Raw genomic sequence first — 20,671 nt, 5'->3', positions numbered from 1 at the left:
CATACGGCATCCGCTCGAATGAAAGGAAAGAAGAATGGCACCGAAGAAGAAGGTGACCGGCCTGATCAAGCTTCAGATCAACGCCGGCGCCGCCAACCCGGCGCCGCCGATCGGGCCCGCGCTCGGTCAGCATGGCGTCAACATCATGGAGTTCTGCAAGGCGTACAACGCCGCGACCGAGTCGCAGCGCGGCAACGTCATCCCCGTGGAGATCACCGTCTACGAGGACCGCAGCTTCACGTTCATCCTGAAGACCCCGCCGGCCGCTGAGCTCATCAAGAAGGCTGCGGGCGTCCAGCGAGGCTCCGCCACCCCTCACACGGTCAAGGTCGCCAAGCTCACCAAGGAGCAGGTGCGTCAGATCGCCGAGGCGAAGCAGCCCGACCTGAACGCGAACGACATCGAGGCCGCCTCGAAGATCATCGCCGGCACCGCCCGTTCCATGGGCATCACGGTCGAGGACTGAGGGGAAGAGGAAACATGGCTACCAAGTCCAAGGCCTTCAAGGCCGCTGCTGCCAAGATCGAGGCAGACAAGTTCTACAGCCCCACCGAAGCCGTCGCGCTCGCGAAGCAGACCGGCTCGGCCAAGTTCGACTCGACCGTCGAGGTCGCGCTGAAGCTCTCGGTCGACCCCCGCAAGGCCGACCAGATGGTGCGCGGCACCGTCATCCTCCCGCACGGCACCGGCAAGACCGCCCGCGTCATCGTGTTCGCGACGGGTCCGGCCGCTGAGGCCGCGATCGCCGCGGGTGCGGACGAGGTCGGCGGCGCCGAGCTCATCGAGCGTGTCGCCGGTGGCTGGACCGCGTTCGACGCGGCCGTCTCGACGCCCGAGCTCATGGGCCAGGTCGGTCGACTGGGTAAGGTGCTCGGCCCCCGTGGCCTCATGCCGAACCCCAAGACCGGCACCGTGACCCCCAACCCGGCCAAGGCCGTGGAGGAGATCAAGGGCGGCAAGATCGAGTTCCGCGTCGACAAGCACGCCAACGTGCACTTCGTCGTCGGAAAGGCGTCCTTCTCGGAGGAGCAGCTCGACGAGAACCTGAAGGTCGCGCTCGAAGAGATCGTGCGCCTGAAGCCCTCGAGCTCGAAGGGTCGCTACATCCAGAAGGGTGCCGTGTCGACCACGTTCGGCCCCGGCATCCCGCTGGACGTCAACGCGATCGTCTGACGCGTCGTCGGATTCGCACGCAAGGGGCTCCACCTTCGGGTGGGGCCCCTTCGTCGTACCGCCCTTCTCGTCCTGCCGCACGCAGGTGCCCAGCCACCGGCGAGCGGGGTAGCGTCGGGGTATGGCCACGACGCTGCAGGACCTGTTCGGGATCGACGCGCCGATCGTGCTGGGACCTTTCGGCGGCTTGTCGTCGGTCGAGCTGACCGCTGCGGTCAGCGAGGCCGGAGGACTCGGATCGTACGGACTCTACGGCTACTCGGCCGACCGCATCAGCGACACCATCGCGGCACTGCGGTCCGCGACCTCGCGTCCGTTCGCCGTCAACCTCTGGCTTCCGACGGGCGACGAGATCACGCCGGGCGAAATCGACCTGGCCCCCGCCATCGAGGCGCTCACGCCGCTGTACGACGAGGTCGGCCTCGTGCCTCCCACGCCGCCGATCGAGTTCCTGCCCGACCTCGACTCCCAGCTGACCGCGGTGCTGGATGCGGCGCCCGCGGCGTTGAGCGTGGTCTTCGGCGTGCCGTCCGAGAAGCTCCTCGCCGCGGCCCGCAGCCGCGGCATCCGTGTCATCGGCACCGCGACCACCGTCGCGGAGGCCGTCGCGCTCGGCGCTGCCGGCGTCGACGCGATCGTCGCCACCGGCGCAGAGGCCGGCGGTCACCGCGTCTCGTTCCGGCAACCGGCCGAGCACTCGCTCGTCGGCACGTTCGCCCTCGTGCCTCAGGTGGTCGACGCGGTGGACGTCCCGGTGATCGCGGCGGGCGGCATCGCCGATCGGCGGGGCGTCGCCGCCGCGTTCGCACTCGGCGCTGCGGGCGTGCAGGTCGGCTCGGCGTTCCTCCGCACGCGCCAGTCGGCCGCGACCGACGCGCACCGCCAAGCCATTCAGGGTGCCGCGGACACCGCCACCGTTCTCACGCGGGCGATGAGCGGCCGGCTGGCTCGCGGCATCCCGAACCGCGCGATGCGCACGATCGAGACGTCCGGCGTCATCGCGCCGTTCCCCCCGCAGAACTGGCTCACCGGGCAGTTCCGTGCGGAGGCCGGGCGACGCGGCGACGGCGACCTCGTGTCACTGTGGGCGGGCCAGGCAGCCGGCCTATCGACGAGCGACGATGCGGCGGAGGTCTTCGCTGAGTTGGCGGAAGGCCTCCCCGGCGGCCCCGACACGCGGTGAGACGCCCCCCGGGTCAGCAACGGAGCGTCACACGGCTGCCCAGGGCGCCGTGGGCCGTGTTGTACTGGAACGTCCCCGCGGATCGCCCTTCCGCCGCCACGACCCCAGGAACCACTCATGCCGCGTCGCCTCGCCGCCCTCGTTCTCGCAGCCACCGCCGCCCTTGCTCTCACGGCGTGCAGCGGCGGCTCCGCCGATCCTGCGTCGACCGCAGAAGGCGACGACCTCGGCCTCGTGACTGACGGCACGCTGACGGTTGCCACCGAGGGCACCTACCGCCCGTTCACGTTCCACGACGAGTCGGGCGAGCTCGTCGGCTTCGACGTCGAGATCGCCGAGGCCGTCGCAGACAAGCTCGGACTGGAGGTCGAGTTCCAGGAGACCCAGTGGGATGCGATCTTCGCGGGCCTCGACGCCGGGCGCTTCGACGTCATCGCGAATCAGGTGTCCATCAACCCCGAGCGCGAGGAGAAGTACCTGTTCAGCGAGCCGTACACCGTCTCGCCCGGCGTGATCGTCGTGCTCGAGGACGACGACTCGATCACGAGCTTCGCCGACCTCGAAGGCAAGACCACGGCCCAGTCGCTCCAGAGCAACTGGTACGAGCTCGCCCAGGAGAGCGGCGCCACCGTCGAGGCCGTCGAGGGGTGGGCTCAGGCCGTCGCTCTGCTGCAGCAGGGGCGCGTCGACGCGACGATCAACGACAACCTCACCTTCCTCGACTACGAGAAGAGCGAGGGCCCGACCGGTCTCAAGATCGCGGCGGAGACGGACGACCCCGCACGGAACGCGTTCGCCTTCACCAAGGACAAGACCGCCCTCGTCGACGCGGTGGATGAAGCGCTCGCCGAGCTGCGTGAGGAAGGCGTGCTCGCAGAGATCAGCGACAAGTACTTCGGGGCCGACGTCACTCAGTAGGCCATCCGGCGTGAACCGCCTGCCGTCGGATGCGGCGCGGGCGGCCCGCCGACTGCGGGGAGGGGATCGTCAATGGATGACGGGAACACCTGGACGCTGGTGGTGGACTCATTCCTGCCGCTGCTGGGGGCAGGCCTGACGGGCACGATCCCGCTCGCGTTGGCCTCGTTCGCGATCGGACTCGTGCTGGCGCTCGCTGTGGCGCTCATGCGGCTGTCGTCGAACCCCGTCGTGTCGAACATCGCCAGGTTCTACATCTCGGTGATCCGCGGCACGCCGCTGCTTGTGCAGCTCTTCGTGATCTTCTACGGGCTGCCATCGGTCGGCGTCGTCATCGATCCGTGGCCCGCCGCGATCATCGCCTTCTCGCTCAACGTCGGGGGATACGCCGCCGAGGTGATCCGCGCGGCGATCCTGTCGGTGCCCAAAGGACAGTGGGAGGCCGGGCACACGGTGGGTTTCTCGCACGGGCGCACGCTCGCACGCATCGTGCTCCCGCAGGCGGCGCGCGTGTCGGTGCCACCGCTGTCGAACACCTTCATCTCGCTCGTGAAGGACAGCTCGCTGGCATCGCTGATCCTGGTCTCGGAGCTCTTCCGTGAGGCCCAGCAGATCGCTGCGTTCACGTTCGAGTTCATGGTGATCTATCTGGAGGCCGCGTTCATCTACTGGATCTTCTGCCTGGTCCTCTCGACCGGGCAGAGCGCCGTGGAGAGGAGGCTCGACCGATATGTCGCCCACTGAGTTCCCGGCCGATCCGCTCGCGCCGCCGTCGCCGGCCGACGATCGGCCTCTGCTGGAGGTCAGCGGCCTCACGAAGAGCTTCGGCTCGAATCGCGTGCTCGACGGTGTCGACTTCTCCGTGCGGCGTGGCGAGGTCTTGGTGCTCATCGGTCCGAGCGGGTCGGGGAAGACCACCGTCCTGCGCTCGCTCAACGGCCTCGAGACGCCTGACGCGGGCGTCGTGGACTTCGACGGCGGCCCCTTGCTGGACTTCTCGGCTCGCATCTCGAAGGTCGATCGCGCGGCGCTGCGAGACCGTTCGGCGATGGTCTTCCAGCACCACAACCTCTTTCCGCACCGAACGGTGCTCCAGAATGTGATCGAGGGGCCGGTGCACGCCCATCGTGTGCCCAAGGCGGACGCGATCGCCAGGGCCGACGCACTTCTCGAGCGTGTCGGGCTGACGGAGAAGCGCGACGCCTTTCCGTTCCAGCTGTCGGGAGGTCAGCAACAGCGGGTCGGAATCGTCCGCGCGCTCGCTCTGCGGCCGCAGCTGCTGCTCTTCGACGAGCCGACCAGTGCGCTGGATCCCGAACTCGTCGGCGAGGTGCTGGTCGTGCTGAAGGAACTGGCTGACGAGGGCTGGACGATGGTGATCGTGACGCATGAGCTCGGGTTCGCGCGCCAGGTCGCCGATGAGGTGCTGTTCTTCGACCACGGCGTGATCGTCGAGCGCGGTGCCCCGAGGCAGCTCTTCACCAACCCGCAGGAGGAGCGCACGCGTCGCTTCGTCGACCGCATCCTCCACCCGCTCGACGACTGAGGCCGTGCCGAGCGCGCCCAGGGTGCGTGTCAGCCGGTCGGCCGCACCTCGAAGCCGCGCTCCCCGGTGGGCTCGGCATCCGTCACCGTCGCCGAATCGACGCGCGCGCCGGGCGGTCCCTCGGCCATCCAGGCGAGCACCTCGTCGACCTGGTCGGGCGTGCCCTCCAGCTCGGCCTCGACCGAGCCGTCGGCGCGGTTGCGCACCCAGCCGGCGAGCCCGGCGTCCCGCGCGATCATGCGCATCGTGTAGCGGTACCCCACGCCCTGCACCTCGCCGCGAACCATCACGTGCACGCGTCTCATGCCTCCATCGTGCCGCGCGCGGGGTGTCGCGGGCGAGAGCGGAATGACAGGATGCCGGAATGGGAACCGTCGACGACCTCCTCACAGAACTCGACCCGGCCGACCGGTCCTCCGTCGAGCGGATCTATGAGATCGCCCGCGACGTCGCCCCCGACGCCGAACAGGGGCTCGGATACGGGATGCCGGCGCTGGTGTACCGCGGCAAGCCGCTGGTGTCGGTCATGCGCGCCAAGAAGCACATCGGCGTGTACCCGTTCAGCCCGGCGGCGGTGACGGCTGTCGCCGACGCGCTGGCGGGGCATCCCGGGATCGGGCTGGACAAGGGGACGATCCGTTATCAGCCGGAGCACCCGCTGCCCGACGAGGTCGTGCGCACCCTCGTGACCGCCCGCAAGGAGCAGATCGAGGGCTGAGCCCCGATCAGCCGGCGGTCGGGAGCACGAGCGAGACGCCCAGCGCGATCATCACGACGGCGATCACCCCGTCGAGAATGCGCCATGCGCGGGGAGTCGAGAGCCAGCGGCTCAGCAGTCGCGCGCCGAAGGCGAGGCCGAAGAACCAGATCAGGCTCGCGGCGATCGCCCCGGCGGCGAACAGCCAGCGCGCGTCGCCGTGCGTGCTGGCGACCGTGCCGAGCAGGAACACCGTGTCGAGATACACGTGCGGGTTGAGCCAGGTGAGCGCGAGGCAGGTGAGGATCACCGAGAGCAGCGCCGTGCGGGCCGGAGTGGCTCGACGCGAGGTCGTCCCCACGGTCGACCCGTGGGCCGGCTGCGCGTCGTGGGGACCGTCGGCGTGCCGGGAGGCAGCCGTGGACGGCGCTCCCGAGCGAAGCGCGGGCTCGACGTCGACACCGGCATCCGGCGCGTCCCCCGAGCCGAGCGCGGCGCCCGTGGGCTTCCAGGCGCGCCGTGCGGCCAGCACGCCGTACGTCACCAGGAACAATGCGCCGGCCCAGCGGACCACATCGACCAGCCACGGCACCGCCTCCAGCACCAGGCCGATGCCCGAGACGCCCAGGGCGATGAGGATCGCGTCCGAGATCGCGCAGATCGCCGCCACCGCGAACACGTGCTCGCGGCGCAAGCCCTGGCGCAGCACGAAGAGGTTCTGTGCGCCGATGGCGATGATGAGCGAGAAGCCGAGTCCGAGGCCGGCGAGAAGAGGGGTGAGCACTCTTCGACGGTACGAGCCGGGGCTTCCGTAGTCCAGCTCATGGATCTTCAGTACCATTAGCCACACTGAAGATGCGCATCCCATCCGAACTCGCCGAGACCCTGGCCGTCGTCGTGGACGAGGGCACGCTCGACGCGGCCGCCCGCCGCCTGCACGTCACGCCGTCGGCGGTGAGCCAGCGGATCAAGGCGCTCGAGGAGCAGCTCGGGCGTCTCGTGCTGGTGCGATCCAAGCCGGTGCGGCCGACGGAGGCGGGTGTGTCGGTGATCCGCCTCGCCCGCCAGCTGGCGCTGCTCGAGCACGACGCGCTCGCCGAGCTCGGCGCGGATGACGGCGAGACGGCGCTCACCAGCGTGCCGCTCGCGGTCAACGCCGACTCGCTGGCGACGTGGTTCCTCGAGCCGCTCGCACGGCTGGCGGAGCGGCATCCCGTCGTCTTCGATCTGCATCGCGACGACCAGGACTTCACCGCCGGACTGCTGGAATCGGGAACCGTGATGGGTGCGGTCACCTCGCGCGCCGCGCCGGTGGCAGGATGCCGCTCGTCGGCGCTGGGCGCCATGCGCTACGAGGCCGTCGCCACGCCGTCATACGTCGAGCGGTGGCTGGGAGGCGATCGCCGGGCGGCGCTGACGGAGGCGCCGCTCGTGGACTTCGACCGCCGCGACGACCTGCAGAACGAGTGGCTCGCGCAGCAGGGCGTGGATCCCGCGCATCCGCCGCGGCACTACGTGCCGGCCTCCAACGACTTCGCGACGGCCGTGCGGCTCGGACTCGGCTGGGCCATGCTCCCGCGCTTCCAGTCCCACGACGCGCTCGACCGGGGAGAGCTCGTGCTGCTCGGCGGCCCGCCCGTCGACGTCGCGCTGCACTGGCAGCAGTGGAACCTGCGCTCTCCGCTCCTCGACGCGATCGCCGAGACGATCGTGACCGAGGGCCGCCGCGTGCTCGCGTCGGCGTGATGGCGTTCACTTGCGCTGAACGTACGCCGAACTGGCGTTTTGGCGTACATCCAGCGCAAGTGAACCGATTCAGGCAGCGGCGTGGCGGGGGAGGGGTGAAGGGGACGGCGCGCTCAGCCGTCGCTGACGCGGAGGACGACCTTGCCGCGGGTGTGGCCGGTCTCGATCGCGCGGTGCGCCTCGGGCGCTTCGTCGAGCTCGAAGACGTGCTCGATGTACACCTGCACCGAGCCCGAGTCGAGCAGGCGGGCGATGGTCGCCAGCGCGCCTCCGTCGGGGATGACCTTGTACGACGTGGCCCGCACCCCGGCGTCGGCCGCGGCGTCGGCGTAGCCCGGCCACGAGCCGGTCGGCACGAGCACGTACAGCCCGCCGGGTCGCAGCACGGTCAGCGAGCGGGTGCCGGTGTCGCCGCCGACGTTGCCGACCAGGTCGATGACGACATCCACTTCGCCCACCACCTCTTCGAACCTCGTCGTCGTGTAGTCGATGACGACCGAGGCGCCGAGCTCGCGCAGCCACGGGGCGTTGCGTGCCGATGCCGTGACGGTGACGTGAGCGCCGAAGTAGGCGGCGAACTGCACGGCGAAGTGGCCGACCCCGCCGCCGCCGGCGTGGATCAGCACGCGCTGACCCTCATGCGCGTGCGCGGTCTCGACGACCAGCCCCCAGGCGGTGAGCGCGGCGAGCGGCACCCCCGCCGCCTCGACGTGCGAGAGCGCCGCGGGCTTGCGCGCGACCGACAGCGACGGCGCCACGACATACTCGGCGTACGTGCCGCCCGTCCGCGGGAACGACGCCATGCCGAACACCTCGGTGCCGGGCGGGAAGGCGTGCGCCTCGTACGGGCTCTTCACGACGATTCCGCTGAAGTCGTAGCCCGGCGTCGCCGGGTAGGCCTCGATCGCACCTGACACGCCGGCGCCGGCGCGCGTCTTGGCATCGATCGGGTTGACCCCCGCGGCGACCACCCGCACCAGCAGCTCGCTGAGGACGGGGGAGGGGACGGGAACGGATGCCGCGCGCAGCGCGTCCGGTTCGCCCGGAGCATCCACGACCACCGCCCGCATCGCCGCGGGCGGCTCAGCCACCGGCGCGAGCGGCGCATCGGGTGTCGATCGCAGCGGTCGGATCCTCATGACGCACTCCTTCCGCGGGCGTGCCGTCATCGGCACCAGAATCGTGACCCGGTGAAGCCCAGTCAACCGTGCGTTCGTCTCACCCGTGTTACGCCGGTGCTACCGTGCCGCGAACGCACCGGCGCTCACGAGACGCACCGCCGGACGAGCGTCGGCCGCGCACCGACGCGGGACGCGGCATCCGTCCTCCCGTCGGTGCGCCGGTGTCAGGCTCGCGGCGCCCGGCGCTCGACGGCCTCGGGCGAGAGCACCTGCTGCATCACCATGATCGCGGCACCGAGGACGCCGGCGGTCTCGTCGGCCTGAGACTGCACGATTCCCAGATGCTGCGTCGCCAGCGGGATGGAGCGCCGGTACACGACCTCGCGGGCGCCGGCGAGCAGGTGCTCGCCCGCGCGGGCCACGCTGCCGCCGATGACGATCACCGACGGGTTGAGCATGTTGACCACCGTGGCGAGCACTTCGCCGACCTCGCGGCCCGCCTGCCGTGTCGCGGTGATCGCCGCCGGATGGCCGGCGCGCACGAGAGCCACGACGTCGGAGCTTCCGGCGGCGTCGATGCCCTGAGCGCGCAGGTCGGCAGCGATCGCGGTGCCGCTCGCGATCGCCTCGAGGTCGCGCTGGTCGCCCGGCGGCCGCGGGGAGTCGTGGCTGTAGGGCACCTGCACGTGCCCCATGTCACCCGCGGAGCCCTGGGCGCCGCGCTGCAGCGAACCGCCCGAGATGATGCCGGCGCCGATGCCGGTCGAGACCTTCACGAAGATGAGGTCGGCGACCCCCGGCCAGCTGAGGGCCTGCTCGCCGAGGGCGAGGATGTTCACGTCGTTGTCGACGAGGACGGGCACGTCGAAGGTGCGCTGCACGTAGTGCGGCACGTCGAACCGGTCCCAGCCGGGCATGATGGGCGGATTCGTCGGGCGGCCCGTGGAGTGCTCGACGGGCCCGGGCACCCCGATGCCGACGCCGACCACCTGCGACGCCGCGATGCCGCGCGCCTCGAGCAGCGCGGCGCCCTCGGCGATCACGGTGTCGAGCACCGTCTCGGGTCCGTCGGCGATGTCCAGCGGATGCGTGTTGGTGGTGAGGATGTTGGCGGCGAGGTCCGCGAGTGCGACCGTGGCGTGCGTGGCGCCGAGGTCCACGGCGATCACGATGCCCGCCATCGGGTTGAACGCGACACGGGCGGGCGGGCGTCCCCCTGTCGAGGCGGCTTCGCCCGCGGGCCGCACCAGACCGGCGGCCAGGAGGGTGTCGACACGGCTCGAGACGGTGGAGCGGGCGAGGCCGGTGAGGGTCGCGAGCTCGGCCTTCGTGCGCGCGCGGCCGTCGCGGAGGATCTGGAAGATCTCGCCCGCGCCGTTGCTGCCGGCGGCGCCGCTGCCGCGTACTGCGTCGACCATGGCGACAGTAAAGCACACGCTTTTGGTGCCGGAGCCAGTGACTTAACATCACGGCCTGATCACTTTTGTCGAAGTGCTAGCAAAAGTCGGCGTCCCCGTGACATGATCACGGGATGACTACGGAAGTCATCGACATCGATGTCGACACAGTGCGCACGGGACTCGTGGGCGGCGGGTTCATGGGGCGCGTTCACGCCGCTGCCGCACGGCGCGCGGGCGCGCAGCTCACCGTGGTCGCGTCTTCCAGCCGCGGCCGCGCCGAGGCCGTGGCCCGAGAGCTCGGCGTCGCGCGGGTCGAAGACGAGGCGGCCGGGGTCTTCGCCGCATCCGATGTCGACGTCGTCCACATCTGCACGCCCAACGCCACGCACGCACCGCTGGCAGCCGCAGCGCTCGCCGCGGGGAAGCACGTCGTGTGCGAGAAGCCGCTCGCGACCACCGTCGCCGACGCCCGGGCCCTCGCGCGCGCCGCGGAGGATGCCGGAGTCGTGGCCGCGGTGCCGTTCGTGTACCGCTACCACCCGATGGTGCGTGAGGCCCGCGCGCGCGTCGCCTCGGGGCGCATCGGCACTCTGCTGACGCTCGACGGCTCATACCTGCAGGACTGGATGCTGCGGCAGAACGACGACGACTGGCGGGCGGATGCCGCGACCGGCGGTCCGTCGCGCGCCTTCGCCGACATCGGCTCGCACCTGTGCGACCTGGTCGAGTTCGTCGCCGGCGAGCGCATCGTGCGCCTCGCCGCCCGCACGCGCCGGATATTCCACGAGCGGGCCGGCCGGAGCGTGGACAACGAGGACATCGCTGCCCTCCTCGTCGAGACCGATTCCGGTGCTCTCGGCACGCTGCTGGTGTCTCAGATGGCGCCGGGCCGCAAGAACGCGCTCGTCATCGAGCTGCACGGCAGCCGGCGCAGTCTCCGCTTCGATCAGGAGCGACCCGAGGAGCTGTGGATCGGCGCACGCAAGGGCTCCCGGCTCATGCTGCGCGACCCCGCCACCGCCGATCCCGACGCGGCCCGGCTGCAGCGTGTGCCCGCGGGGCATCCGATGGGCTATCAGGACGCGTTCGACGGCTTCGTCGCCGATGTGTACAGCGCGATCGCCGGCCAGGCGCCGGACGGCCTCCCCACCTTCGCGGACGGCCTGCGCGCCGCCGTGCTCACCGAGGCCGTCCTGGAGGCGGCCCATTCACAGTCCTGGATCGAGGTGACCTCATGAGCGAGACCATGCTCGCCGATACCCCGCTGCCGCAGGGAGGGACCGACGTCGTGCTGCGCGCGCGCGGGATCTCGAAGAGCTTCTTCGGCGTCCCCGTGCTGACCGGCATCGACATGGATGTCCGTCGTGGCGAGGTGCACGGCCTCGTCGGCGAGAACGGCGCCGGCAAGTCGACCTTCATGAAGATCATCGCGGGCGTGCATCAGTCCGACGCCGGCACCGTGGAGTTCGAGGGCCGTGAGGTCGCGTACACGCACCCCCGCCAGGCGATGGACGCCGGTCTCGTGACGGTGTTCCAGGAGTTCAACCTGCTGCCTGAGCGCACCGTCGCACAGAACGTGTTCCTCGGTCGCGAACCGCGCCGGGCGGGCTTCATCGACAAGAAGGCGATGGTGCGTCGCACCGGCGCGCTGCTCGAAGACCTCGGCGTCACGTTCATCGACCCGGCGGCGCGCGTGGGATCCCTGACCGTCGCCGAGCAGCAGATCGTCGAGATCGTGAAGGCGCTGTCGTTCGACGCCCGCGTCATCTCGATGGACGAGCCGACGGCGGCGCTCAGCGACCACGAGGTCGAGCTGCTGTACGCGATCATCCGCCGGCTGACGGCCCGCGGCGTGGCCGTGGTCTACGTCTCGCACCGCCTCAAAGAGATCTTCGACCTCTGCGACCGGATCACGATCCTGAAGGACGGCGCGCTGGTGTCGACGGATGCCGCAGCCGACCTCACCAGCGCAGAGCTGGTGCGCCGCATGGTCGGCCGCCCGATCCAGTCCTACTTCCCGGGTGCGGTCGAGGGCACCGTGGTCGGATCCCCGCGGCTCGAACTCCGCGGCTGCGGCAACGCCTACGTCGACGGTGTCAGCTTGGTGCTGCGCAGCGGCGAGATCGTCGGCGTGGCGGGTCTGCAGGGTTCGGGCCGCACCGAGCTCGTCGAGGGGATCTTCGGCGTGGACACCTTCACGCGGGGCACGATGATCCTGGACGGCCGGTCGTTGCGGCTCAAGAGCGCCCGTGCGGCCGTCAAGGCGGGCCTGGCTCTCGTCACGGAAGACCGCAAGGCGCAGGGACTGGCGCTGTCGCAGTCGGTGCTCGACAACGCCCTGCTGGTCGTGCGCAGCGTCTTCACGGGGCGTACGGGAGCGGCGCGCAAGGCCGTACCCGGCATCCTGAGCTCTCTGGAGGTGTCATCTCGCGGAGTCGATCAGGAGGTGCGCTTCCTCTCCGGTGGCAACCAGCAGAAGGTCGTGCTCGCGAAGTGGCTCGTCACCGATCCGCAGGTCGTGCTGTTCGACGAGCCGACGCGCGGCATCGACGTCGGCGCGAAGGTCGCCGTCTACGAGCTGATGCGCACGCTCGCGGCCGAGGGCAAGGCCGTGCTCATGGTGTCGAGCGAGCTGCCCGAGATCATCGGGATGAGCGACCGCATCCTCGTCATGCGCGACGGCGAGCTCGTCGCCGAGCTTCCGGCCGGTTCGGCCGAGCACGAGGTGCTCACCGCCGCCACCGGATCGCAGGAGACGCCGGACGACGTGATCGCGGATCCCCGCATCGAGACCGAGGGAGGTGCGCGATGAAGCGCATCCGGGTCGACCAGACCGCCATCGTCCTCGGCATCCTCGTCATCGTCATCATCGTCGGCGCGATCCTCGTCGCCACCGTCGGGCGCAGCTTCTTCAGCCCCGGCAACATCCGCGACATCCTCACCGGCATGAGCGTGCTGGGCCTCGTGGCCATCGGACAGACGCTGGTCATCCTGGGCGCCTCGCTCGATCTCTCGGTCGTCTACGTCATGAGCCTTGCGAGCCTGATCGCCGCTACGACGATGAACGGCAACGCGGCGAACATCCCGTGGGCCGTCACGCTCACACTCCTCGTCTGCGCGGCGATCGGCCTGGCCAACGGCCTCATCGTGACCGTGCTCAAGGTCAACGGCTTCATCGCGACGCTCGGCGTCGGGCTGATCCTGCAGGGTGTGCTCAACACGAACTTCCAGGGCAGCGCCGGTGCGGTGCCGTGGGAGTTCCAGACCATCGGCGCGACCGGTGTGGGTCCTGTGCCGGTGTCGACGATCATCATGCTCGCCCTCGCCGTGCTCGTCTGGTTCCTGCTCGATCGCACGCGTACCGGCGCGCACCTCTTCGCGGTCGGCGGCGATCCCGAGATCGCGCGCCTCTCGGGCGTTCGAACCCGCCCGCCGCTCATCGCCGCGCACGTGCTCTGCTCGGTGTTCGCCGGCCTCGCCGGTCTGCTGCTGGCCAGCCGGCTCGGCGTCGGCAGCCCCACCGTCGGGCAGCAGGGCGGCTACGCACTGCTGTCGATCGCGGCGGTGGTGCTGGGCGGAACACTGCTGCTCGGTGGGCGCGGCTCGATCTGGGGCACGATCGGCGGTGTCGCGATCTTCGCGGTCGTCGACAACGTGATGAGCGTCATGCAGGTCAATCCCTTCCTCAAGGACGTCGTCCGCGGCGTCGTGATCGTGGCGGCCGTCGCCGTGTACAGCCGCCGCGCCATCGTGCGCCGCCGCGCCCGCTTCGGTCCCGGCGGAACCAGGACGGGCGGGGATGCCGCGGCCGATGCCGCGGCGCCCGCGATGGCAGCGGCATCCCACGCCCTCGAGGCGGAGGCGGGCGCGACCGATGCCGGTCCCACGACGGAAGGTGGCACGCGATGAACTTCCTTCGCACGCTCGTCAGCCCCCGTGGCGCGGTCTTCCTCCTGCTGGTGATCCTGCTCGCGGCGGTCATCGTGCTCAACCCCGACTTCGCCGAGCCCGGGCAGATCATGCGCTACATCCAGCGCGTCGCGCCCGTGGCGATCGTGGCGATCGGGCAGTACTTCGTGATCGTCGCCGGCGAGTTCGACCTGTCGCAGGGCTCGCTCATCACGGCGCAGGTCATCATCGCGGGCAACCTCGTCGGTGAGGACGACTCGCGCACGATTCCCGTGCTGTGCCTCATGATCGTGATCGGCCTGTTCGTCGGGCTGGTGAACGGCCTGCTGACGACGCTGCTCAAGGTGCCGTCCTTCATCGTGACCCTCGGGATGATGCTGGCTCTGCTGGGGCTGGTGCTGTGGTGGACCGGCGGCGCGGCCACCGGGAACCCCGCCGACAGCTTCCGCCAGATCGGCCGCGGCGGCATCCGCGACATCCCGTTCATCGACTTCCTTCCGTGGTCCGTCCTGATCCTCGCCGCGTGGCTCGCCCTCGGCATCCTGATCACGAAGCGCCCGCTGGGCAAGCTGCTGATCGCGATCGGCGACAACGCCCGTGCGGCGCGCTACTCCGGTGCCCGGGACTGGTGGGTCACCACACGCGCCTTCATGATCTCGGCGCTCTCGGCGACGGTCTCGGCCGTGCTGCTGGTCGGCTACGCCGGCGTGCATCCCTCCGTCGGGCGCGGGTACGAGTTCATCGCCATCACCGCGGTGGTGCTCGGCGGGGTCGTGCTCGGCGGCGGCCGGGGCTGGATCGTCGCCGCGGTCGCCGGCGCCTTCGTGCTCGAGGCGCTGTTCCTGCTGCTCAACATCGCCGGGGTGCCCTCGTCGCTGCGCGACGCGGTGCAGGGCGTCATCATCATCGCCGCCGTCGCCTACTCGGGCCTCGTATTCCGCTCCCGCCGCCGCGGCGGGGCCCCACCGACTTCTCCCGACCTGGGGAAGAAACCAGACGCGCCCGTGGGCGCCGAGGTGTCCGCATCACCTGCCCTCGCTGCGGAGGGCGTCGCTGAGAACTCACACCACAGAAACAGAGGAGACTAGCAATGCGACGATCACTGAAGATCGCCACCACATCGGTGGCGCTCGTCGGCCTCTTCGCCCTGGCCGGCTGCACGACCGATCCGAACGTGGCTCCGCCGGACTCTTCGGCCGAGCCGAGCGACGACGGCGGCGCGAACGAATGGTTCGACCAGGAGCTGTTCGACACCCAGATGGCACAGCGCGAAGTCGTGCCCGAAGGGCCGGAGGACGAGCCGTACCTGCAGTACATCGACGCCGAGATGGTCGACACGTCGCAGTATGCGAGCACCGGGCCGAAGAAGGCCTGCTTCGCCAACGCGTCGATCTCGAACCCGTGGCGCCAGACCGGCTGGATCACCATGAACCAGCAGCTGGAGGTGCTGCAGGAGGCCGGCGCCATCAGCGAGATGGAGACCCGCGACGCGCAGGACTCCGACGACACGCAGATCGCCGACATCGACTACTTCATCTCCGAGGGCAACTGCGACGTCTTCATCATCTCGCCCAACAGCACCGCGGCCATGACGCCGGCTGTCGAGCGTGCGTGTGACACCGGCAAGCCGGTGATCGTGTTCGACCGCGGCGTCGAGACCGATTGCCCGGTCACGTTCATCCACCCCATCGGCGGGTTCGCGTGGGGCATCGACACGGCGGAGTTCCTCATCGACAACCTGGAGGAGGGCGACAAGGTCATCGGCCTCCGCATCCTCCCGGGCGTCGACGTGCTCGAGCAGCGCTGGGCGGCAGCCGAGCACCTGTTCGAAGAGGCCGGCATCGAGGCGGTCGACCACTTCACCGGCGCCGACCCGGCCGAGATCAAGAGCTTCATCAGCGACGAGCTCGCCAAGGGCGACGTGCACGGCATCTGGATGGATGCCGGTGACGGCGCCGTCGCCGCCATCGAGGCGTTCGAGGACGCCGGCGTGGACTACCCGGTCATGACCGGTGAGGACGAGATGAGCTTCCTGCGCAAGTGGAAGGAGACGGAGCTGACCGGTCTTGCACCGGTGTACTCGAACTTCCAGTGGCGCACGCCGCTCCTGGCGGCGCAGAAGATCTTCGCCGGCGAGGAGGTCCCGAAGGAGTGGGTGCTCCCGCAGGTGCCGATCGAGGCAGGCGAGCTCGATGAGTGGCTCGAGGCGAACGACGGCATGCCCGACGGTCACTACGCGAAGTTCGGCGGCGAGAACCTGCCGGGCTACCCCGATGTCTGGCAGGAGCGCCAGATCCCGTAACCCGCGACACCCCGTGTCCCACTTCCTGCCGATCATGTCCCGATGACACCGCTTTCCGGGTCGTCGGAACGACAGGAAGTGGGACACGGTCTCGCTGCCCACCGAACGAACGAAGAGAAGAGCATGCAGCGCACGATCGGTGTCAACACGTGGGTGTGGACCTCGCCACTGACCGACGACTCCCTGGCCGAGCTCGCGCCGAAGATCGCGCGCATGGGCTTCGGGGCGATCGAGCTCCCGCTCGAGAACGCGGGCGACTGGGATGCCGGCCGCACCGGTGATCTGCTCGAGTCGCTGCAGCTGCAGCCCGTCGTGATCGGCGCGATGGGGCCGGGCCGGTCCCTCGTGGATCGCGCGGGCAACGTCGCCGCCACCCAGGCATACCTGCGCACCTGTCTCGCCGCAGCCCGCCGGGTCGGGGCTTCCGTCGTCGCCGGTCCCTTCTACGCCCCGACCGGCGTGACCTGGCGCATGACCGGCGACCAGCGCACCGAAGTGGTCGCCCAGCTGCGACGCAATCTCGAGCCGCTCGTCGAAGAGGCCGCCGCGGAGGGGCTCGCGCTCGCCGTCGAACCGTTGAACCGCTACGAGACGAGCGTGATCAACACCGTCGAGCAAGCGCTCGACGCCCTGGGCCCGCTGCTCGGCAGCGGACTCGGACTGGCGCTCGACACCTACCACCTCAACATCGAGGAGAAGCGCCCGGAGGCCGCCATCCGGTCGGCCGCCGGGCGCATCGCGCACGTCCAGGTGTGCGGGAGCGATCGCGGACCGGTGGGGGATGACCACACCGATTGGCCGGCGACGCTGGCGGCGCTCGACGAAGCCGGGTATGAAGGCATCCTGGGGCTGGAGAGCTTCACCGGTGAGAACGCCACGATCGCCGTGGCCGCGTCGGTCTGGCGCCCGCTCGCGTCGAGTCAGGACGACCTGGCGGAGCGGTCGCTCAGGTACCTCAGCGCGCTCCAGGCGCAGCACTGACCGTCGTACGACTCGAGGAGGAGTCCATGGCCGAGCACCCCGTCACCCTGTTCACCGGGCAGTGGGCCGACCTGCCGTTCGAGGAGGTGGCGCGGCTCGCGGCGTCGTGGGGGTACGACGGGCTCGAGATCGCGGCATCCGGCGATCACCTCGATCTGAAGCGCGCCGACGAGGACGACGCGTACGTCGCCTCACGGCGCGAGATCCTCGACCGGCACGGTCTCACGGCCTTCGCGATCTCGAACCACCTGGGAGGTCAGGCGGTGTGCGATGCGCCGATCGACTTCCGCCATCAGGCGATCCTGCGCGACTACGTGTGGGGCGACGGCGATGCCGAAGGCGTGCGGCAGCGCGCCGCCGAAGACATGAAGCGCGCCGCGCGGGTGGCGCGCAAGCTCGGGATCGACGTCGTCGTGGGATTCACCGGGTCGTCGATCTGGCCGTACCTCGCGATGTTCCCGCCGGTGCCGGCGGAGGTCATCGAGCGCGGCTTCGAGGACTTCGCCGCCCGCTGGAACCCCATCCTGGACGTCTTCGACGCGGAGGGCGTGCGCTTCGCGCACGAGGTGCACCCCGGCGAGATCGCGTACGACTACTGGAGCTCGGTGCGCGCCCTCGAGGCGATCGGCCACCGCGAGGCGTTCGGCTTCAACTGGGACCCGTCGCACATGATGTGGCAGAACATCGATCCCGTCGGGTTCATCTGGGACTTCCAGGACCGCATCTATCACGTGGACTGCAAAGACACACGGATGCGGCCCCGCAACGGCCGTGCGGGCGTGCTCGGCTCGCACCTGCCCTGGGGCGACCCGCGACGGGGCTGGGACTTCGTCTCGACCGGCCACGGAGACGTGCCGTGGGAGGATTCGTTCCGCGCGCTCGATGCGATCGGCTACACCGGCCCCATCTCCATCGAATGGGAGGACGCCGGCATGGACCGGCTGCACGGGGCCGCACAGGCGCTCGATTTCGTGCGGTCGCTGCTGTGGAAGGCGCCGGACGCCTCGTTCGATGCCGCCTTCTCGAACCAATAGGCCTTCTCAAACCAACCGGTCCTCAACCACACAGGGGAGCACATGTCCATCGAGCACACCGTCGTCTTCCGGCTGGTCCACGCGCCCGGTTCCGAGGAGGAGCGCGAGTTCGTCGAGACCGGCCGGCGGACGCTGACCGCGATCCCCGGCGTCACCGAGTTCGCCGTGAACCGCCAGGTGAGCCCGAAGAGCGAGCTCACCCATCAGTTCACGATGGTGTTCGCCGACCAGGACGCCTATGACGCCTACAACACGCACCCGGCGCACGTCGACTTCGTCGAGAGCCGGTGGGTGCCTGAGGTCGAGGCGTTCCAGGAGTACGACTTCACGCGTCTCTAGCCGGCGTCCGGCGCCGACTCAGGAGGCCGGGCGCTCGCCGAGCGTGAGGGCGTGCAGCAGGCGGGTCAGATTCAGGATGTCGTCGACCGGCCACTCCTCGAGGGCATCGACGAGCAGGCTCTCCTGCGGCGCGCGGGCTTCTGCAAGGCGCTCCAATCCGAACGGGGTGGGGGAGAGCAGGCTCGACCGGCCGTCATCGGGGTCGGGCGTGCGCTCGATCAGGCCGAGCTGCTCGAGCTCGCGCACCGTTCGGCTGATCTGGCCCTTGTCGGCCGTCAGGGCCTCGGCGAGCGCCGAGAGGGTGATGCCTTCGCGGCGGACGATGGTGGTGAACACCTTGTAGGCGCCGGGCAGCATGCCGGGGCTCACGCGGTTCGCGTTCTCGGTGATGATCCGCCGGAAGCGGTTGATCAGCTCGCCGAACTCCGCCTCGAGGGCGCGCACCGCTTCGGTGCGCGCCTCTCGAGTGTCGGGGGAGGTCATCGTGTTCGACATTAGCGCCGGGTGGACCGGGCCTCGTCGGCCGCGGGGCGCGACTGCTCGGGCGCAGCGGATGCGGAGGACTCGGCATCCTGCGTCTTCACCGTCGCCGTGGCGGTCAGCGCGTCCATGCCCTCGGCGACCGAGACGGTCGCGAGGTCGGCCTCGCTGGCCTGCACGCGCTCGCTCGTCGTCATGCGGGTGAGCGGCTTGTTCGGCAGGAAGATGATCGCGATCAGGCTGACGACGGCCAGCGGCACGGCGATCAGGAACGAGTGGGCGATGGCCTGCGCGTAGATGTCCTCGACGATCACGCGGATCCCCTCGGGCAAGGCCGACACCTGCGGGATGGTGCCCGACTGGAGCTGCGCCGCGATGGCGGCGCCCTTCTCGCCCAGCGTCATGATGGCCGCGCCGATCTCTTCCTTGCGCTGCGCGAACAGGTCGGTCGCCGATGTCGCCAATGCGGCACCCATCACCGAGACGCCGATCGTGCCGCCCAGGCTGCGGAAGAACGTGACACCCGAGCTCGCGACGCCGATCTCGCTGGGCTTCGCGGTGTTCTGCACGATGAGCACGAGGTTCTGCATCGTCATGCCGACGCCCGCGCCGAGCAGGAACATGTACAGCGAGACCAGCACGAAGTTGGTGTCGTACTCGATCGTCGACAGCAGGAACGACCCGGCGATCAGCAGCACGCCGCCGACGATCAGGTACGGCTTCCAGTGGCCGTGCTTGGTGACGAGGCCGCCGATCACGATCGACGCCAGCAGCAGGCCGGCGATCATCGGGATGGTCATCAGGCCGGCCTCGGTCGGCGTGGCGCCGCGGGCGAGCTGCATGTACTGGCTGAGGAACACCGAGGTGCCGAACATCGCGATGCCGATCGAGATCGACGCGATGACCGCCAGCGTGAAGGTGCGGTTGCGGAACATCGTCAGGGGGATCAGCGGCTCCTTGGAGCGCAGCTCGACGATCACGAACACCACGGCGGCGAGGAGTGCCCCGCCGACCATGAGGATCGTCTCGGTGCTCCACCAGTCGTAGTCCTTGCCCGCGTTGGTGACCCAGATGAGCAGCAGCGACACGGCGGTCGAGAGCAGAACGATGCCGAAGTAGTCGATGCGGGCCTTCACCTTCGGGCGCGCCGGCAGGTGCAGCGTGCGCTGCATCATGATGAGCGCGGCGACGGCGAAGGGCAGCGCGATGAAGAAGTTCCAGCGCCAGTCGATGGTGTCGGTGATGAGTCCGCCGAGAAGCGGGCCGCCGACGGTCGCGACGGCCATCACGGCGCCGAACAGGCCCATGTAGCGACCGCGTTCACGCGGGCTGATGATGTCGGCCATGATCACCTGGCTGAGCGCGGCGAGACCGCCGGCGCCGATGCCCTGCACCGCGCGGAAGGCGATGAGCGTGCCGGGGTCCTGCGAGAAGCCCGCGGCAGCGGTGGCCAGCACGAAGATCACGATCGCGATCTGGATCAGCAGCTTGCGGTTGAACAGGTCGGCGAGCTTGCCCCAGACGGGCGTCGAGATCGCCGTGGTCAACAGGGTCGCGGTGACGACCCAGGTGAACGCCGCCTGGTCGCCGCCCAGATCGTGGACGATGACGGGCAGCGAGGTCGAGACGACGGTCGACGCGAGCATCGACACGAACATGCCGAGCAGCAGTCCCGTGAGCGCCTGCAGCACCTTGCGGTGTTGACGCTTCTCTTCCGAGTTCGTGCTGCCGGCGGCGGCAGTGGCGACCGACCCGGTCGCGGGGGTGGACGTAGCCATGGGAATCCTTCTCGCTGATGTTGATCGAGGATGTGCGGCGCCGATGACGCAAGAGTGGTTGACG

General features: G+C 69.8%; 22 protein-coding genes. 16 read left to right on the top strand and 6 right to left on the bottom strand.

What is annotated here, in order from left to right; genetic code table 11:
• Nucleotides 1-34: 34 nt before the first annotated feature.
• The 6 genes from rplK (at nucleotide 35) to ABG085_RS14720 (ending at nucleotide 4,820) form a co-directional block, all read left to right on the top strand.
• On the top strand, nucleotides 35-466 hold the full coding sequence (rplK, locus tag ABG085_RS14745) for a 50S ribosomal protein L11 (protein ID WP_347976472.1): 432 nt from the start codon (nucleotides 35-37) through the stop codon (nucleotides 464-466).
• Between the two features lie 14 nt (nucleotides 467-480).
• Nucleotides 481-1,173: a 50S ribosomal protein L1 gene (rplA, locus tag ABG085_RS14740; protein ID WP_163619959.1), complete on the top strand. Its 693-nt coding sequence runs from the start codon at nucleotides 481-483 to the stop codon at nucleotides 1,171-1,173.
• A 121-nt stretch (nucleotides 1,174-1,294) separates the two neighbouring features.
• Nucleotides 1,295-2,356, top strand: coding sequence for a DUF561 domain-containing protein (locus ABG085_RS14735; protein ID WP_347976471.1), 1,062 nt, complete (start codon nucleotides 1,295-1,297; stop codon nucleotides 2,354-2,356).
• Nucleotides 2,357-2,473: 117 nt separating this feature from the next.
• Complete coding sequence (locus tag ABG085_RS14730; RefSeq protein ID WP_347976470.1) at nucleotides 2,474-3,274, top strand: amino acid ABC transporter substrate-binding protein; 801 nt, start codon at nucleotides 2,474-2,476, stop codon at nucleotides 3,272-3,274.
• A gap of 72 nt (nucleotides 3,275-3,346) precedes the next feature.
• The gene (locus tag ABG085_RS14725) at nucleotides 3,347-4,018 is read left to right on the top strand and encodes an amino acid ABC transporter permease (protein ID WP_347976469.1); all 672 of its coding nucleotides are present in this window, start codon (nucleotides 3,347-3,349) and stop codon (nucleotides 4,016-4,018) included.
• Nucleotides 4,005-4,820 (top strand): amino acid ABC transporter ATP-binding protein, encoded by an 816-nt coding sequence (locus ABG085_RS14720; RefSeq protein ID WP_347976468.1) that lies wholly within the window; start codon nucleotides 4,005-4,007, stop codon nucleotides 4,818-4,820. Before ABG085_RS14725 ends, ABG085_RS14720 begins: the two co-directional genes overlap by 14 nt.
• A 29-nt stretch (nucleotides 4,821-4,849) precedes the next feature.
• Here the strand turns inward: ABG085_RS14720 and ABG085_RS14715 are convergent, their stop codons facing one another.
• Entirely contained in the window at nucleotides 4,850-5,125 is a 276-nt protein-coding gene (locus ABG085_RS14715) for an acylphosphatase (RefSeq protein WP_347976467.1), read from the bottom strand.
• 59 nt (nucleotides 5,126-5,184) lie between these two features.
• Here ABG085_RS14715 and ABG085_RS14710 point away from each other — a divergent pair, with 59 nt between their 5' ends.
• Nucleotides 5,185-5,538, top strand: a complete 354-nt coding sequence (locus tag ABG085_RS14710; RefSeq protein WP_347976466.1) for a DUF1801 domain-containing protein — start codon at nucleotides 5,185-5,187, stop codon at nucleotides 5,536-5,538.
• Between the two features lie 7 nt (nucleotides 5,539-5,545).
• Here ABG085_RS14710 and lysE read toward each other — a convergent pair whose 3' ends face one another.
• On the bottom strand, nucleotides 5,546-6,301 hold the full coding sequence (lysE, locus tag ABG085_RS14705) for an L-lysine exporter (RefSeq protein WP_347976465.1): 756 nt from the start codon (nucleotides 6,299-6,301) through the stop codon (nucleotides 5,546-5,548).
• Nucleotides 6,302-6,372: 71 nt separating this feature from the next.
• Here lysE and ABG085_RS14700 point away from each other — a divergent pair, with 71 nt between their 5' ends.
• Nucleotides 6,373-7,263, top strand: a complete 891-nt coding sequence (locus tag ABG085_RS14700) for a LysR family transcriptional regulator ArgP (RefSeq protein WP_347976464.1) — start codon at nucleotides 6,373-6,375, stop codon at nucleotides 7,261-7,263.
• 113 nt (nucleotides 7,264-7,376) lie between these two features.
• On the opposite strand, the gene ABG085_RS14695 is transcribed toward ABG085_RS14700, so the two are convergent.
• A complete protein-coding gene (locus tag ABG085_RS14695) occupies nucleotides 7,377-8,402 on the bottom strand; it encodes an NADP-dependent oxidoreductase (RefSeq protein ID WP_347976463.1) in 1,026 nt (341 codons plus the stop codon).
• Nucleotides 8,403-8,608: 206 nt separating this feature from the next.
• Nucleotides 8,609-9,802 (bottom strand): ROK family transcriptional regulator, encoded by a 1,194-nt coding sequence (locus tag ABG085_RS14690; RefSeq protein ID WP_347976462.1) that lies wholly within the window; start codon nucleotides 9,800-9,802, stop codon nucleotides 8,609-8,611.
• A 113-nt stretch (nucleotides 9,803-9,915) separates the two neighbouring features.
• Between ABG085_RS14690 and ABG085_RS14685 the strand changes: the two genes are divergently transcribed.
• The 8 genes from ABG085_RS14685 (at nucleotide 9,916) to ABG085_RS14650 (ending at nucleotide 18,349) form a co-directional block, all read left to right on the top strand.
• Nucleotides 9,916-11,022: a Gfo/Idh/MocA family oxidoreductase gene (locus ABG085_RS14685; protein ID WP_347976461.1), complete on the top strand. Its 1,107-nt coding sequence runs from the start codon at nucleotides 9,916-9,918 to the stop codon at nucleotides 11,020-11,022.
• A complete protein-coding gene (locus ABG085_RS14680) occupies nucleotides 11,019-12,596 on the top strand; it encodes a sugar ABC transporter ATP-binding protein (protein WP_347976460.1) in 1,578 nt (525 codons plus the stop codon). Before ABG085_RS14685 ends, ABG085_RS14680 begins: the two co-directional genes overlap by 4 nt.
• Entirely contained in the window at nucleotides 12,593-13,693 is a 1,101-nt protein-coding gene (locus tag ABG085_RS14675) for an ABC transporter permease (protein ID WP_347976459.1), read from the top strand. Before ABG085_RS14680 ends, ABG085_RS14675 begins: the two co-directional genes overlap by 4 nt.
• Nucleotides 13,690-14,781 (top strand): ABC transporter permease, encoded by a 1,092-nt coding sequence (locus ABG085_RS14670; RefSeq protein ID WP_347976458.1) that lies wholly within the window; start codon nucleotides 13,690-13,692, stop codon nucleotides 14,779-14,781. Before ABG085_RS14675 ends, ABG085_RS14670 begins: the two co-directional genes overlap by 4 nt.
• Nucleotides 14,782-14,783: 2 nt before the next feature.
• A complete protein-coding gene (locus ABG085_RS14665; protein WP_347976457.1) occupies nucleotides 14,784-15,995 on the top strand; it encodes a substrate-binding domain-containing protein in 1,212 nt (403 codons plus the stop codon).
• A 123-nt stretch (nucleotides 15,996-16,118) separates the two neighbouring features.
• The gene (locus ABG085_RS14660) at nucleotides 16,119-16,976 is read left to right on the top strand and encodes a sugar phosphate isomerase/epimerase (protein WP_347976456.1); all 858 of its coding nucleotides are present in this window, start codon (nucleotides 16,119-16,121) and stop codon (nucleotides 16,974-16,976) included.
• A gap of 26 nt (nucleotides 16,977-17,002) precedes the next feature.
• Nucleotides 17,003-18,010 (top strand): sugar phosphate isomerase/epimerase family protein, encoded by a 1,008-nt coding sequence (locus tag ABG085_RS14655; RefSeq protein ID WP_347976455.1) that lies wholly within the window; start codon nucleotides 17,003-17,005, stop codon nucleotides 18,008-18,010.
• A gap of 42 nt (nucleotides 18,011-18,052) precedes the next feature.
• Nucleotides 18,053-18,349 (top strand): Dabb family protein, encoded by a 297-nt coding sequence (locus tag ABG085_RS14650; protein ID WP_347976454.1) that lies wholly within the window; start codon nucleotides 18,053-18,055, stop codon nucleotides 18,347-18,349.
• A gap of 18 nt (nucleotides 18,350-18,367) precedes the next feature.
• Here ABG085_RS14650 and ABG085_RS14645 read toward each other — a convergent pair whose 3' ends face one another.
• Nucleotides 18,368-18,832: a MarR family transcriptional regulator gene (locus tag ABG085_RS14645; protein ID WP_347976453.1), complete on the bottom strand. Its 465-nt coding sequence runs from the start codon at nucleotides 18,830-18,832 to the stop codon at nucleotides 18,368-18,370.
• A gap of 11 nt (nucleotides 18,833-18,843) precedes the next feature.
• On the bottom strand, nucleotides 18,844-20,607 hold the full coding sequence (locus ABG085_RS14640) for an MDR family MFS transporter (RefSeq protein WP_347976452.1): 1,764 nt from the start codon (nucleotides 20,605-20,607) through the stop codon (nucleotides 18,844-18,846).
• Nucleotides 20,608-20,671: the final 64 nt, after the last annotated feature.

It is taken from the genome of Microbacterium sp. ProA8 (genome assembly GCF_039905635.1).
GTDB classification, from domain to species: domain Bacteria; phylum Actinomycetota; class Actinomycetes; order Actinomycetales; family Microbacteriaceae; genus Microbacterium; species Microbacterium chionoecetis.
The sequence above is the reverse complement of the archived record's forward strand: the minus strand, read 5'-3'. Positions and strand labels throughout refer to the sequence as shown.